Source organism: Streptomyces sp. NPDC102360, from assembly GCF_044766085.1.
In the GTDB taxonomy this organism is placed as follows: domain Bacteria; phylum Actinomycetota; class Actinomycetes; order Streptomycetales; family Streptomycetaceae; genus Streptomyces.
The window spans coordinates 1,729,149-1,743,204 of sequence record NZ_JBIWLG010000001.1 but is presented as its reverse complement, the minus strand read 5'-3'; the positions used below and the strand labels follow the sequence as shown (position 1 = coordinate 1,743,204).

Annotated in this window: 15 protein-coding genes and 1 pseudogene; 7 read left to right on the top strand and 9 right to left on the bottom strand. The window is 71.9% G+C overall.

Features of this window, described 5'->3' with window-relative positions; all coding sequences use genetic code 11:
- Nucleotides 1-23: 23 nt before the first annotated feature.
- The 3 genes from ACIRHA_RS07990 to rpmB all read right to left on the bottom strand — a co-directional run bounded on the left by ACIRHA_RS07990 (nt 24) and on the right by rpmB (nt 2,608).
- Nucleotides 24-1,916: a SpoIIE family protein phosphatase gene (locus ACIRHA_RS07990; RefSeq protein WP_403841256.1), complete on the bottom strand. Its 1,893-nt coding sequence runs from the start codon at nt 1,914-1,916 to the stop codon at nt 24-26.
- 150 nt (nt 1,917-2,066) lie between these two features.
- On the bottom strand, nt 2,067-2,372 hold the full coding sequence (rpsN, locus tag ACIRHA_RS07985; RefSeq protein ID WP_403841253.1) for a 30S ribosomal protein S14: 306 nt from the start codon (nt 2,370-2,372) through the stop codon (nt 2,067-2,069).
- Nucleotides 2,372-2,608: a 50S ribosomal protein L28 gene (rpmB, locus tag ACIRHA_RS07980; RefSeq protein WP_403841250.1), complete on the bottom strand. Its 237-nt coding sequence runs from the start codon at nt 2,606-2,608 to the stop codon at nt 2,372-2,374. Before rpmB ends, rpsN begins: the two co-directional genes overlap by 1 nt.
- 94 nt (nt 2,609-2,702) lie before the next feature.
- On the opposite strand from rpmB, the gene rpmG reads away from it, so the two are divergent.
- Genes rpmG through rpsR form a run of 4 tightly spaced genes read left to right on the top strand, consistent with a single transcriptional unit; the run spans nt 2,703 to nt 4,594 of the window.
- Nucleotides 2,703-2,867, top strand: coding sequence for a 50S ribosomal protein L33 (rpmG, locus tag ACIRHA_RS07975; protein ID WP_403841248.1), 165 nt, complete (start codon nt 2,703-2,705; stop codon nt 2,865-2,867).
- 56 nt (nt 2,868-2,923) lie between these two features.
- On the top strand, nt 2,924-3,178 hold the full coding sequence (locus ACIRHA_RS07970; protein ID WP_403841246.1) for a type B 50S ribosomal protein L31: 255 nt from the start codon (nt 2,924-2,926) through the stop codon (nt 3,176-3,178).
- Nucleotides 3,178-4,332: a CobW family GTP-binding protein gene (locus ACIRHA_RS07965; RefSeq protein WP_403841243.1), complete on the top strand. Its 1,155-nt coding sequence runs from the start codon at nt 3,178-3,180 to the stop codon at nt 4,330-4,332. Before ACIRHA_RS07970 ends, ACIRHA_RS07965 begins: the two co-directional genes overlap by 1 nt.
- Nucleotides 4,333-4,357: 25 nt before the next feature.
- Nucleotides 4,358-4,594 carry a 30S ribosomal protein S18 gene (gene rpsR, locus ACIRHA_RS07960; RefSeq protein ID WP_403841241.1) on the top strand — a complete coding sequence of 79 codons (237 nt, stop codon included), beginning with the start codon at nt 4,358-4,360 and terminating at the stop codon, nt 4,592-4,594.
- 233 nt (nt 4,595-4,827) lie between these two features.
- On the opposite strand, the gene ACIRHA_RS07955 is transcribed toward rpsR, so the two are convergent.
- The 4 genes and pseudogenes from ACIRHA_RS07955 to ACIRHA_RS07940 all read right to left on the bottom strand — a co-directional run bounded on the left by ACIRHA_RS07955 (nt 4,828) and on the right by ACIRHA_RS07940 (nt 7,779).
- Nucleotides 4,828-5,580 carry a class I SAM-dependent methyltransferase gene (locus ACIRHA_RS07955; RefSeq protein WP_403841238.1) on the bottom strand — a complete coding sequence of 251 codons (753 nt, stop codon included), beginning with the start codon at nt 5,578-5,580 and terminating at the stop codon, nt 4,828-4,830.
- 101 nt (nt 5,581-5,681) lie between these two features.
- Nucleotides 5,682-5,879, bottom strand: a pseudogene (locus tag ACIRHA_RS07950) (amidohydrolase); the annotation flags it as partial.
- A 122-nt stretch (nt 5,880-6,001) separates the two neighbouring features.
- On the bottom strand, nt 6,002-6,790 hold the full coding sequence (locus ACIRHA_RS07945) for a class II aldolase/adducin family protein (protein ID WP_403841235.1): 789 nt from the start codon (nt 6,788-6,790) through the stop codon (nt 6,002-6,004).
- Nucleotides 6,787-7,779, bottom strand: coding sequence for a C-terminal binding protein (locus tag ACIRHA_RS07940; protein WP_403841232.1), 993 nt, complete (start codon nt 7,777-7,779; stop codon nt 6,787-6,789). Before ACIRHA_RS07940 ends, ACIRHA_RS07945 begins: the two co-directional genes overlap by 4 nt.
- A gap of 176 nt (nt 7,780-7,955) precedes the next feature.
- Here ACIRHA_RS07940 and ACIRHA_RS07935 point away from each other — a divergent pair, with 176 nt between their 5' ends.
- The 3 genes from ACIRHA_RS07935 (at nt 7,956) to ACIRHA_RS07925 (ending at nt 12,233) form a co-directional block, all read left to right on the top strand.
- Nucleotides 7,956-8,855 (top strand): Lrp/AsnC family transcriptional regulator, encoded by a 900-nt coding sequence (locus ACIRHA_RS07935; RefSeq protein ID WP_403841230.1) that lies wholly within the window; start codon nt 7,956-7,958, stop codon nt 8,853-8,855.
- Between the two features lie 174 nt (nt 8,856-9,029).
- Nucleotides 9,030-10,673, top strand: a complete 1,644-nt coding sequence (locus ACIRHA_RS07930; RefSeq protein ID WP_403841228.1) for an amidohydrolase — start codon at nt 9,030-9,032, stop codon at nt 10,671-10,673.
- A 213-nt stretch (nt 10,674-10,886) separates the two neighbouring features.
- Entirely contained in the window at nt 10,887-12,233 is a 1,347-nt protein-coding gene (locus tag ACIRHA_RS07925) for an MFS transporter (protein ID WP_403841226.1), read from the top strand.
- Nucleotides 12,234-12,255: 22 nt separating this feature from the next.
- Here the strand turns inward: ACIRHA_RS07925 and ACIRHA_RS07920 are convergent, their stop codons facing one another.
- Nucleotides 12,256-12,846: a hypothetical protein gene (locus ACIRHA_RS07920; protein WP_403841223.1), complete on the bottom strand. Its 591-nt coding sequence runs from the start codon at nt 12,844-12,846 to the stop codon at nt 12,256-12,258.
- Nucleotides 12,846-13,940: a chemotaxis protein gene (locus tag ACIRHA_RS07915; protein ID WP_403841221.1), complete on the bottom strand. Its 1,095-nt coding sequence runs from the start codon at nt 13,938-13,940 to the stop codon at nt 12,846-12,848. The genes ACIRHA_RS07920 and ACIRHA_RS07915 overlap by 1 nt, the downstream gene beginning before the upstream one ends.
- Between the last annotated feature and the right edge of the window lie 116 nt (nt 13,941-14,056).

Below are 14,056 nucleotides of genomic sequence, written 5' to 3'. Positions count from 1 at the left end.
CGCGACCGAGAAGGAGTTGACCGTCAGGGCTCCTCCGGCCCGTCCTCGTCCACTTCGAACCACACCGTTTTCCCCTCCGGCTCCGGGCGGAGGTTCCAGCGGTGGGCCAGGAGGTCGAGGAGGACGAGCCCGCGGCCCGAGGAGGAGAGCTCGCCGGGGGCGCGGCGGGCGGGCACCTCGTCGCTGCGGTCCGAGACCTCCACGCGCAGCCGGCGGTGGCCCTCGGAGCCGCTGATGTCGGCGCGCAGGACGGCGGCCTGCTCGGTGTGGATGAGTACGTTGCCGAGGAGTTCCGAGACGAGCAGGAGAACGGTGTCGACCTGTTCGGGCCTGGCCCAGTCGTGGAGCAGGCCCTGGAATTCGATGCGGGCGTCGGCGAGTCCCTGGGCCTGGTCCTGTTCGAGGGTGAACCGCAGGTGGCGACCGGGGCGGTCCGCGTGGTCGGCGAGCGGGTCGCGGCGCAGGAGCAGCAGGGCGATGTCGTCCTCGGTGAAGGACGTGACGGGGCGGTCGCCCGGCTGCGTGGTCTGCGGGGCCACGACCGCGTTCAGGAGCCGGTCGGCCATGCCCTCGATGTCGTCGGGGCCGCCGGGCGTCAGCGCTCCCCGCACCCGGAGCCAGCCGGAGTACATGTCGTGGCCGCCGGACTCGATCAGGCCGTCCGTGCACAGCATGAGGATCTCGTTCTCACGCAGCGTGACGACGCTGACCGGGTAGTCGTCCTCGCCGAGGTCGAGCCCCAGGGGCAGCCCGCCGCGCACGTGCTTGAGCAGGCAGGTGCCGTCCGGCAGCCGCAGGACCGGGTGCGGGTGCCCGGCGCGGGCGATGCGCAGCGTGCCGGTACCGGGGTCGGCCTCCAGGTAGATGCAGGTGGCGAAGCGGTCCTCCTGGAGCGACGCCAGGAAGCGGGAGGCGCGCACGAGAACGGCGTCGGGTCCGTGCCCCTCGGCCGCGTAGGCGTGGATGGCGGTGCGCAGTTGCGACATCAGCCCGGCGGCGTGCACGTCGTGGCCCTGGACGTCGCCGATCACGACGCCGAGACGCCCGTTCGGCAGGGTGATGCTGTCGAACCAGTCGCCGCCGACCATCAGCCCACCGCCGGTGGGTACGTAACGGGCGGTGACGGTGAGCCCCTCGGGGCCGGGGCCGATACGGCCCATGCTGCTGCGCAGGCTCTGCGAGAGGGCGCGGTCCGCCTGGCCGTCGTAGGTCTGCTCGATGCACTGACCGAGGAGGCGGGCGAGGGTGACCAGGAAGGCGCCGATGCCGTCCGCCATGTCCACCGGGGCGCCGAAGGCCGCCATCCACACGCCGGTGAGCTGGCCGTACGTGGTGAGCGGCAGGAACGCCCATGTCTCGTACCGCGCCGCCTCCGCGTACCCACTGGCGGAGGGGAACCGCTCCCGGTAGTCCTGCGGCGAGGTCAGCACCACGGGCCGCCCGGTTCTCGCCACCTGCGCGGCGGGGTGGGCGGTGCGCAGCGGCAGCCGGAACGCGTCGGCCTCGCCGTCGCTCAGGCCGAACTGGCCGACGCAGTGCAGCACTTCCCGGTCCGCCCGGAAGACCGCCTGTCCGCGCAGCGGCAGCGCGGCGTCGGCCAGCTGGGAGATCAGGGTGAGCGCCTCCCCCAGCGATGTGACACGGGCCAGCGCGTGTCCGGTGACGAGCAGGTCGGCGTCGCGATGGCCCGCACGCCGCGCAGGCCGGTCCGAGCCCGCGCCCGGCCCCCCGGAGGCCGGTCCCGCCAGCCGGTTGAGCACGTCGACCTGGCGAACCTCGGCGTCGTACACCTCGGGGCTCTCGTGGCCTCCGCGGTTCTCGTGACCCTCGCGGCTCTCGGGGTCCTCATGGCCCTCGCGGTCCTCGGGCCCCTCGGGCTCCTCTTCGGGGATCTCGTGCTCGCGCCCGCCACCCACCTGCGGCACTCCCCTCGGCTCGACGCACTCCGGTTCCCCTCCATCGTCCGACGCTCAGCCGTGCCGCGCCTGCTCTCGCACGCCATGCGGGCGACCACACCGGGCGCCCGGCCAGGGCGGAGCCCGGCCGGACGCCCGGACGCTGCGGTTTCACCAGGAGGACTTGGTGACCCCCGGCAGGTGTCCCGCGTGGGCCTCCTCCCGCAGCCGCACGCGGGAGAGGCCGAACTTGCGCAGATGCCCGCGCGGCCTGCCGTCCACGCTGTCGCGGTTGCGGACCCGCGTCGCACTGGCGTCGCGCGGCTGGCGGCGCAGTTCCGCCAGGGCCGCAGCGCGCTCGGCCTCCGGGGTGTCGGGGCGGCGGACGACCCCCTTCAGCGCCGCGCGCCGGGCGGCGTACCGCTCAACGACCGCCTTCCGCTTCTCGTTCTTCGCGATCTTGCTCTTCTTCGCCATCAGACCTTCTCCCCTCGCGCGCGGATCCGCGCGACCGCGGCCTCGACTCCGATGACGTCGACCGTCTTGACCCCCCGGGCGCTCAGGGTCAGGCGCACGGTGCGGCCCTCGCTGGGCAGCCAGTAACGCTTGCGCTGGATGTTCGGGTCGAAACGGCGCGAGGTGCGCCGGTGCGAGTGGGAGATGCGGTTGCCGAAGCGCGGTGCGGCGCCTGTCAGTTGGCAGTGGGCGGACATGCGGTCCCTCTCCGTCGTCCTGTGTGTCGTCCTGTGTCGTACGCGACCATGGCCCCGTTATTGAACATGGAAACCATTGCCATATACTAGCGGCATGGCACGCAACGAACTGCGCCCGATCGTCAAACTCCGCTCCACGGCCGGCACGGGCCACACCTACGTCACCCGCAAGAACCGCACGAACAACCCGGACCGCCTGGTGCTGCGCAAGTACGACCCCGTGGCCGGCCGCCACGTCGACTTCCGCGAAGAACGCTGAACACCCTCTACGCCCCGCACCACCACCCGACCCGCCCGAACCACCTGGAGTCCGCCATGAAGCCCGGCATCCACCCGGCCTACCGGCCCGTTGTCTTCCGCGACAAGGCCGCCGGATTCGCCTTCCTGACCCGTTCCACGCTCTCCACCGACCGCACCGTCGAGTGGGAGGACGGCCACACCTACCCCGTGTACGACGTCGAGGTCTCCTCGGCGAGCCACCCCTTCTACACCGGCACCGCCCGCGTCATGGACACGGCGGGACGCGTCGAGCGCTTCGAACGTCGCTTCGGCCGCCGAGGGGCCCGGTAATGGGGGGCCGCGACCGGCTGCCCGTCGTGATCGTCGGCGGCCTGCACAGCGAAGCGCGCCGGGAGGTGGTGCGGGGGCTGCTCGACACGGTGCCGTCCAGCGTGGCCCTGCACCACGACCTCGGCACCGCCCCGTCGGGGACCGTGACCCGCACCATCCGGGACGCGACCGGTGAACTCGCCCGTGGCGAGGCGCCCTTGGTCAACGACTGCGCCTGCTGCGCCCTGCGCGAGGACCTTGTGCCGGAGCTCGAACGCCTCGCGGACGACGGGCTGACCCGCCTCGCCGTCGTGGAGCTGTGGGACTCCGTCGAACCACAGGCCATGGCGGACGTCGTCGCCGCGCACGGTGCGCCCGCGCTGCAACTGACCGGTGTCGTCACGGCCGTCGACCCCGCGCTCGTCCTCCCCTACCTGGGCAACGGGGACGACCTCGCCGAGGCCGGACTCGCGGCGGCCGCCAGTGATCAGCGTACGGTCGCGGACACCTGGGCACGGCAGCTGGAATACGCCTCCGTCGTCGCCGTCACCGAGAGCCCTGAGGCGGACGAGGAGGACCGGGCCCTGCTCGCCCAGCTGCACCCGACGGGACGGCAGGTGCCGGCCCGGTCGGCCGAACTGGCCCGGCTCGCCCTGGCCGGGTTCGACGTCGAGGCGGCGCGCAGCGCCCAGCACCCGGCCAGCGCCCGGCTGCCGCAGGAGGCGGAGGAGGCCGGGGTCGGCACCCTCGTGTGGCACCGGCACCGGCCGTTCCATCCGCAGCGGCTGTTCGACGCCCTGGAGGATCTGTGCTGCGCCGCGGCCCGCAGCCGGGGGCGCTTCTGGCTCGCCGACCGGCCCGACACCCTGCTGTCCTGGGACGCGGCGGGCGGCGCCCTGGGCGTCGACGACTGCGGGCCCTGGCTGCACTCACTGCCCGACGCCGCCTGGGAGTTGATGCCGCCCGAGCGGCGCGCGGCGGCGGCCATGGACTGGCACCCGGAGCACGGCGACCGCTGCCAGCATCTCGTGTTCACCTCCCCCGCCCTCGACCGCGACGGCCTGACCGCGCTCCTCGACTCCTGCCTGCTCACCGACGCCGAGTACCGCGCGGGCCCGGCCGGCTGGAGCCGGCTCCCCGCCGCCTTCGACCCGCTCCTCGACCCCGCACGCTGACCCGCCGAAAGGACCCGACACCGACATGCCCCGTCCCCGCACCCCGCGCAAGCCCGCCAAGCCGCGCCCGAACCCGCTCGACGCGGCCGGCATCACCTACGTCGACTACAAGGACACCGACTTGCTGCGCCAGTTCATCTCCGACCGCGGCAAGATCCGCAGCCGCCGCGTGACCCGCCTGACGGTCCGTCAGCAACGCCAGGTGACGGCCGCCGTCAAGAACGCCCGGGAGATGGCACTGCTGCCGTACTCCAGCAGGTGAGTGGAGCGGGTGTGCCCCACCCGTGACCGGGTACCGGGTCCGCGCATCGAACCGACGCGCGGACCCGGGCCCTCACATGAACGACTGGCAGTTGGACCGCACTTCCCGCAGCAGGCCCGGCACTGTGCTCTGGAGTCGGCTCGGGCCCGAGCCGGCCGGCGAGGACGACACCTGGGTGCCTGTGGACCGCTCTCCTGGCCGAGCTCATGGACTTCCTGGGCGGCTTACGTGCCTCACGCGCTCCGTGCCGGCGCGATGCGATAGACCGACACGTGCGAGGGGGAATCGGCCGTGAACGCGGCGCCGTCCCAGTCCGCGTGCCGGGACTCCAGCTCGAATCCGGCCAGTTGGGCCATGAGGTCGAGCTCGGCGGGCCAGATGTAGCGGTGCGGGCTGCGCTGCAGACGGGCCTGCTTGGCCCCGTCCTCGAACCAGAAGTGGTGTGACACGACGTGCTGGCGCAGGACGTCGTAGGTGTCCAGCAGGATGTAGCCGGGATCGGCCTCTCCGACAGTGGCCTTCTGGCCCGGCGTGAGCTTGCGCAGCTCGGGCACCCACAGCTCGATGACGAAGCGTCCGCCGGGCGCGAGATGACGGGCCGCGTTGCGGAAGCACTCGACCTGCTCGGCCTGGGTGAGCAGGTTGGAAATGGTGTTGTAGACGAGGTAGACGAGGGTGTATTCGCCGGGAGCGGTGGCGCTCGCCATGTCACCGACGACCACCGGGATGGATGCCTCGTCCGCCTTGGCGCGCAGTTGTTCCAGCATGGGCGGCGACAGCTCGATCCCTGTGACGGGCACGCCCCGTTCGGCGAGCGGGACGGCCACGCGGCCGGTCCCGATGGCGAATTCGAGCGCCGCGCCGCCGTCCGCGAGCTCGGCGAGCCGGTCCACGGTCGGCGCCAGGACCTCCGTCGCGAAGTGGTCGGCGCTGTCCGTGTCGTAGCGCCGGGCGACGTCGTCGTCCCAGATCTCCTCCTGCTTCATGCGGCCCACGCTCGCGTCCTGCGTGCTCGCGTGTCCAGTGGTTATTCGCCGGCCGGTGCGAGCCAGGCGAGGGCCGCCGCCGTGAGTGCCCGTACGCCCGTGTCGGCGCGGAGCATCACGGTGGGGCCCTCGCCGACGCGCAGCACGCCGATCAGGCCGGTGCCGCCGATGCCTTCGGTCACCTCGTATCCCTCGGCGCGCAGGGCCTCGGCGGCCTTGGCGGCGGTGCGGTGCTCCTGAAGACCCGGTTCGGGATGGGCGTGGAGGTCCTTCTAGAGGTCCTCCGCCCAGGGGCGGATCGCCTCAAGTCCCTTGAGGACGGGGTCGGTTGCGCGGGTCACGGAGGGGGCCCTTCGACGGAGGCGTCCCCCTCAGTGGATCAAGGGGACGGCTCCCGCGCCCGCTCACCGCACGACCGCACTCAGTCCTTGTAGTCCGGCGCGATCCGCTCCACGAGCCGGAGCAGGGCGCCCCAGGCCAGGTCGTACGCGATGTCGTCCTCGACGTCCGAGGACGCCTCGCCCTCGCCGGTGAGCTGCTGGGCGGTGTACTCGCAGACCTTCTCGGAGGGGATGATCAGCTGTCCGCCCGCCTGCGCGGTGACCTGGATCTCGCAGGCCTTCTCCAGGTAGTACATGCGCAGGAACGCCTGCTTGGCGCTCTCACCCACGGTCAGCAGCCCGTGGTTGCGCAGGATCAGCGCCGGGTGCGTGCCGAGGTCTTCGACGAGACGCTCCTGCTCGTCGAAGTTGAGGGCGACGCCTTCGTAGTCGTGGTAGCCGACGCGGTTGTGGAACTCCATCGACATCTGGTTGACGGGGAGCAGCCCGCCCTGCTGCGCGGCGACGGCGCAGCCGGCCTTGGTGTGGGTGTGCAGCACGCAGTGGGCGTCGGTGCGGGCCTTGTGGATCGCGCTGTGGATCATGAAGCCGGCCGGGTTGACGGGGTGCGGGCTGGGCTCGACCGCGTTGCCGTCCAGGTCGATCTTGACCAGGTTCGAGGCGGTGATCTCCTCGAAGAGCAGGCCGTAGGGGTTGATCAGGAAGTGGTTGTCCGGACCCGGGAGGCGCTGCGAGATGTGCGTGAAGATCAGGTCGGTCATGCGGAAGTGGGCGACCAGGCGGTAGACGGCGGCCAGTTCGCGGCGCAGGCGCAGCTCTTCCTGGGCGGCGTCTTCGGCCGTGACGGGGGCGCTGAGGGTGTCGGTCACGCGAGGGCTCCTTGCGTACGAGAGGCGTCGGAAGAGGTGGGGTCGACCACGGGGGTGTGCGGGCGCCCGGTGGTCCACCAGGCGATGACGTTGCGCGCGGGCTCGGTGACGTAGGCGCGCAGCGAGGCGTCGGAGAGGAAGGCGCTGTGCGGGGAGAGCAGCAGGCGCGGGTGGCTGCGCAACCGGTCGTCCGCCGCGGGCGGTTCGACGGGGAAGACGTCGAGGGCGGCGCCCGCGAGGTGACCGCTGTCGAGGGCGGCGAGCAGCGCGTCCGGGTCGACGAGGTCGCCTCGGGAGACGTTGACGAGGACGCTGCCGGGGCGCATACGGGCCAGGAGGTCGGCGTCGACCATGCCCCTGGTCTGCGGGGTGGAGGGGATGTGCAGCGACAGGACGTCGGCGCGCTCCACGAGCGTGTCAAGGTCAAGCCGTTCGACGCCCTCGGGCCAGTCCATGGCGCGCGGGTCGTGGGCGGCGATCCGGCCGAAGAGAGGCGCGGCGAGCCGGACGAGGGTGCGGGCGATGCGACCCATGCCGACCAGGCCGAGCGTCAACTCGCTTGCACGGCGCGGCACTTCGGCGAAGTCGGTGTTCCAGCCGCCGCCCCGGACCACGGCGTCGGCCTGCGGCAGGCGCCGGGTCAGGCTGAGTGCCTGGGCGAGCGCGTGCACGGCGACGTCCTCGGTGGCCGAGTGCGGCAGGTTCGCCACCCACAGGCCGCGCCGCTCCGCCTCGGCGGTGTCGACCATGTCGTAGCCGGCGGACATGGTGGCGACCATCCGCACGGCGGGCAGACGGTCGAGGAGATCGGCGTCCACGCGCGCGTACCCGACGATCAGCGCGTCGGCGTCGTGCGCCGCGGCGCCGATCACCTCCGGGTCCCGGCTGCCGACGACCCGCACCTCCCAGCCGGCGTCGGCGAGCAGACGGACACCGGGCTCGGGGTCCAGCTCCTCGGTGTCGGTGATCACGACGACGGGTCGCTGCACACCATCCTCCAGGATCCTCAGAAATGATTCGGTCGACTAACGGGAAACGAACTTACGTTTCGACTGCCACTATTGTCCAGACCGAACGAGACGGTCGCCTGAACGGTGACCGACAATGATCGGGCGCCGACCGGTCCACGGCCGGGCCGAAACCGAACCGCCGAGGGGAACAGCACGTGGATCTCGACGAGACCGACCTGGGCATCGTGCGCGAGCTGCAGAGCGACGGCCGCCTCACGTACGAGACGCTCGCGCAGCGCGTGGGCCTGTCCCGGCCCGCGGCACGGATGCGCGCGCAGCGGCTCCAGGAGTCGGGCGCCGTACGCGTCGTGGCGATCGTGCATCCGGCGGTCCGCGAGCTGTCGGCCTCCGCACACCTGGCGATCGACACCGACGGCCCCGCGGGCCCCGCGGCCCGCGCGATCGCCGCGCTGCCCGAGGCGCCGTTCGTGACGCTGACCAGCGGGCGGCGCGCCATCATGACGGAGCTGCGCACCGCGGGTTTCGGCGCGCTCGACCGCACCATCGAGCAGATCCGGGCGCTGCCGGGGGTACGCGCGGTGGACGCGCTCGTCGCGACCCGCCACGTGAAGGACCCCTACCTCCTCACGCGGGAGCCGACCGTGAGCACGCTCGACGCGGTGGACGAGCGGATCCTCGCCGAACTCGAGGACGACGGCCGCCTGGCCTTCGCGGAACTCGCCGCGCGCGTCGGCCTGTCGGCGGGCGCGACCCGCGCGCGCACCCTGCGCCTGCTGGAGGGCGGGGTCGCCAAGGTGGTGGCCCTGGTCCGCCCCGACGTGCTCGGGATGGGCTACCTGTGCGGGTTCAGCCTGCGGGTCGACGGCGCGGCGACGGACGTCGCCGAACGGGTCGCCGCGTTCGATCGCGTGACGTTCCTGTCGACGTGCCTGGGCGGCGCCGAACTGGTCGGCACGATCACCGCCGAGTCGTTCGCGGCGGTGCGCACCACACTCGAGGAGATGCGCGCGCTGCCCGCCGTACGTGAGGTGGAGAGCTGGCTCCACCTCGAACTGATCAAGGAGCGCTACGACCTGGGGCCGCGTACGGACTGACCGCTCGGGCAACACCGGGGTGCACAGTCGATACGGAATCAGACCGGCGATTCATCTTTACAAACATTCTTAGACCGACCCTCTGGTCAATCAGTCGTTCGCTATCTATGGTTCAGCGAGCCGAATCGTCTGTCGGCGCACCCCTGTACGTTCCCGGTCGAAAGCAGTCCTGCCATGCCCCGCTCCCCCGAGCACACGCTCCTCGTCACCGGTGCCGCCGTCGCGGCCGCCGGCACCACCGTCCGCGCCGAGGCCCTCGCCGTGCGCGGCGAGCGCATCGTGCACGTCGGCACCGTCGAGGAGGCCCGCGCCGCGCTCGGCGGCCGGGTCGACGAGGAGCTGCGCCTCGACGGCGGCCTCGTCCACCCCGGCTTCGTCGATGCCCACTGCCACCCGGTGATGTACGGGCAGGCGCTCGCCTGGGTCGACCTGCGGCCCGAGCGCGTGCCGGACATCGACACGATGGTGGAGGTGCTGCGCGAGGCCGCCCGCGAGCTGCCCGCGGGCGTCCCGGTGCGCGGCTTCGGCTACGAGCACCGGCGCCTCGCCGAGGGCCGCCACCCCAGCTGCCACGACCTGGACCGCGTCGCCGACGACCGCGAGGTCTACGTCATGAACGCCTCCGGGCACGGCGGCGTCGTCAACTCCCACACGCTGCGCACCTGCGGCATCGACGCGACCACCCCCTCGCCCGAGGGCGGCACCATCGGCCACTTCGCCGACGGCGAGCCCGACGGGCAGCTGTGGGACGGCGCCTGCGACCTGCTGACCGGCCCGGCCGGCGTGAAGATCGGCAACCACGGCCCGAACTTCCACCTCTCCGAGCCCGACGAGATCATGGCCGACCATCTGCTGCGCGCCCAGGAGGTGTTCCTCGCCGCGGGTGTCACCACGATCGGCGACGCGCAGGTGTCGCGCCGCGAGATGGAGACGTACCTGCGGGCGCGGGCGGACGGTTCGCTGCGCATGCGTGTATCCGCCTACCTGACCTCGGCGCTGCTCGACACCGCGCTCGAACTCGGTGCGGTGCGGGGCTTCGGCGACGACCTGTTCCGCATCCAGGGCGTGAAGTTCTACGCCGACGGCACGCTCGGCGGCTGGACCGCGTACTTCCCCGAGGGGTACGCCGCCGACTGCTGCCACCACGGGCAGCTGTACCACTCGGTCGAGGAGTACGCGGAGATCGTGCGCCGCGCCCACGCGGCCGGGCTGCAGACCGCGACGCACGCGCAGTCGCCGTACGCCATCGGCATGGTGCTCGACGCGATCGAGAAGGCGCAGACCGACAGGGAGCGGCCCGACATGCGCCACCGCGTCGAGCACTCGGGTCTGCCGACGGATGAGCAGATCGAGCGGATGGGCGCGCTCGGCGTCGTCCCCGTCATGCAGCCGCAGCACCATCTGCGTACCGGTGACGGCACGTTGACCGCGATCGGCGAGATGGGGCACCGCTACAACCCGGCGGGCCACTGCCCGGAGGCCGGTGTGCCGGTCGTGTTCTCCTCGGACGCGCCGGTCGCGCCGCCCGCGCCGCTGGAGGCGGTGTCCGCGGCGGCCACCCGGCGTACGGTCCTCGGCACGGTCCTCGGCGACGAATCGCTGCGCTTGCCGGTCGAGGCGGGTCTGCACGCGCACACCGCGGCGGCGGCGAGCGCGCTGCATCGCGAGGACGCGGTCGGCGCGCTGGCCTCCGGCATGCTGGCGGATTTCGTCGTGCTGGACCGCGATCCGCTCACGGTGTCCGCGGACGAGCTGCCGAGCATTCGCGTACGCGAGACCTGGGTGGGCGGCGCCCGCGCGTGGTCGCTCCGCGGGTAGGCGGTGTGCGGTTCAGGCTGCGCCGTGGTGCGGCCTGAACCCGATGGCGCGCCCCGCCGTGGCTGGGCTTGCGCAGTTCCCCGCGCCCCTGAATGCCGCACCGTCGCCCCGCTCGTCCCCATGACACGCCGCACCGTAGCTGCGGTTGCGCAGTTCCCCGCGCCCCTTAGAGCCGCACCGTCCCCGAACGCACTCTTCCGCCGGAGGTCACCCGTGACGGACCGCATCACCCCGCCCAAGCCACAGAGTCCCTACCGGTCGGCGCTCGCCGCCCTGTCCGGTACCTCCATCGAGTGGTACGACTTCTACGCCTTCGCCACCGCCGCGGCGATCGTGTTCAACGACGTCTTCTTCCCCGCCGACATGCCGACGGCCCTGAAGACGATCTCGTCCTTCGCGACCTTCGCCGTCGGCTTCCTGCTGCGGCCGCTCGGCGGCATCGTCTTCGGGCACATCGGCGACCGCGTCGGCCGCAAGAAGACGCTCGTCATCACGCTCCTGATGATGGGCATCGCCTCGTTCGCGATCGGTCTGCTGCCGACGTACGACCAGGTCGGCGTCCTGTCCCCGATCCTGCTGATCACGCTGCGCCTGATCCAGGGCATCGCGATCGGCGGCGAGTGGGGCGGCGCGGTGCTCATCGCCGTCGAGAACGCGCCCAAGGGCAAGGCCACCTTCTTCGGCTCGTTCGCCCAACTCGGCTCATCCGTCGGCGCGTTGCTGTCGACCGGCATGTTCAGCCTCATGAACCTCTTCGGCGACGACGCCTTCAACAGCTGGGGCTGGCGCGTGCCGTTCCTCGCCTCCGCGGTCCTCGTCGGCATCGGCCTGGTGGTGCGCACCAAGCTGGAGGACTCGCCGGTGATGGACGACATCCACGCCGCCGAGGCCGAGAAGGAGGCGCCGAGCCGGCTGCCCGTCGCCGAGGTGCTGCACAAGGACTGGAAGACGGTCCTGACCGGCGTCTTCGCACTGGCCACCGCGACCGGCGGCTACTACGTGGTGACCAGCTACCTGCTCTCGTACGGCACCGAATCGCTGCACCTGTCGGAGTCGATGCTGCTCAACGGCCTCTCGCTGGCCGCGTTCCTGGAGCTCGTGGTCACACCGCTGCTCGCGCTGCTCGGCGACAAGGTGGGCGCGCACAAGGTCGTCGTCGCGGGCCTCGCCGGTGTCGTGCTGCTCTCGATCCCGCAGTTCCTGGTGCTCGGCGGCGGCAGCGTCGTGCTGATCTACCTGATGATGCTGGCGATGCGCTTGGTGATGTCGGCGCTGTACGGGCCGATGGCCGCGATCCTGGCCGACGGCTTCGCTCCGCACGTCCGCTACACCGGCATCTCGCTCTCCTACCAGGTCTGCAACATGATCTTCGCGGGCTTCGCCCCGGTCGCCGCGGTCTGGCTGTCGTCCCTGGCCGGCGGCGCGTACTGGCCGCCGGCCGCCGCGCTGATGGTGATCTCCGTGATCGGCATCTGGAGCACGCTACGGCTGCGGGTGCACTTCGAGCGCCGGGTCGCGGCCGAGTCCACGGCCGCGACCAAGGAGACGGTGCCGGCCTAGGGCCTGCCGTTTGGGTCAGGCCCTAGTAACGCTGTGCCTTCGCCACACTCGCCTTGAGGTGCGGCTCGGGGGGCTTGGTGCTGATCGCCAGCGGCTGCGCCCTGTCCCCCGCCTTCAGGTCCTTCGCTCCGACGACCTTGGTCTCGACCACCTTGCCGTCGGAGTCGCTGAAGTCGACCTGCACCGCGTACGAGGCGGTCTTGTCGGTGGTGTTGGTGATGTGGACGACGACGGCGCGCACGCCCTTCGTGTCCGCGAGGCGCTTGCCGGTCAGCTCGACGTCACGCACCGCGTTGCCCTGCCCGTCGACCTTGTCCAGCTGCTTGGTGAACTCCTGCCGCTTGCGCTCCACGTCGGCCGAGACGGACGCCTCGAACGAACTGGCCCGCGCCGAGGCCGACTTGGCGGCCGCGGACGTGGATGCCTTGATCGACGCCTTCTTCGACGCCAGCGCCGATGGCGGCGTACCGGAGAACCTCGACGCGTCCGGTGAGCTGGCTGAAGCGCTGGCACTCGCGCCCGTGTCGTTCTCGTTCCCTGAGCCGCACGCCGCGAGCGCCAGCACACCGGCCAGCGCGCAGGCGATCGGCGCGACCGTCGTCCGCCCGCGCATCAGAACCTCAACACCGCGGCGACGCGCCCGGCGTCCGCGAGGGTGTCGTCGGGGACGAACACCACCTCCGCGCCGGTCTCCAGGGCGGACTCGACGACCTCGTCGACGATGTCGTGCACGGCGTCGAGATCGTCGTCGGCGGCCGGTTCCAGATGGCCGTCTCCGGCCCGCACGGTGATCCGGTAGTTCTCCTCGACGACGAGGCGGCGGATCCGCCCGTCCTGGGCCTCCTGCCACACCTCGTCCACGCCCGCCGCGTACTTCTTCTCGCCGCGCGCCTGCTCCAGTTGGTCCAGCGCCTCGGCGACGGCCAGCCGCGCCGCTTCGTCCCGGGCCGGGGCCACCGCCTGCGCGACCTCCTCCGGGGTGCCCTGTGCGAGCCCGCCGACCGCCACCTCGATCGCGCCCTTCGCGGCACTGCCGACCTCCGTCAGAAGAGTCAGTGCGGCCGGCTCCCCGGTGACGTAGAGCGGCCTCGGCTCCTCGCCGAGCACATCGCTCAGCTCGGTGTCGGCGTCCCGGAAGAACTGCCGGGTCTGCTCGTCGCGGAACGTGCTGGGCACGTCGCCGATGCGCTCCTTGCGTTCGGCGTCCGGGTCCTCGAGGCTGCGCGTCAGCGGAAAGCCGTGCTCGGTGTTCTCGGTGACGCGGTCGCCGCGACCGTCCCACAGCGTGATCCGGTCGGCGGACAGGGCCAGCACCCAGTAGGGGCGCCGCGCGGCGTCGGCGGCGACCAGGTTCCGGGTCAGGAAGGTGTCGGCGACCACGACCCGCTCGGGGACGCCGCGGTCGACGGCCCATGCCTGGTGCTCACCGGGCGCCGCGAAGACGATGAGGCCGTCGCGCGCCTGGGCGGGGTCGACCTCCTGGACCGCCTCCCGCAGCTGCGCGACGACATCGTCCTGGCGTTCCTTCGTCACCGCGGGATCCGCCGACAGCTGGCGCTCCGCCTCGCTGACGAGGTTGCCGAGCCGGACCGGGTCCTGGCTGTTCTCCGGTCGTCGCCGATGGGTGGGCATCGCCAGGGACACGGCGGGATAGGAGCGCGGCTCGCGCAGCTCCCGAAGGATCACCGGGGTCAATGAGGAATGCATGGCTGCTTGTCCTTCTCCTGAGACGGCTCGCACCAATGCTGCCCACAACTCCCACAATCGGCCATTTGGGATGGACAGGTTGTGACACCTGGAACGGGAGAAAAGGTGCAGTTCTC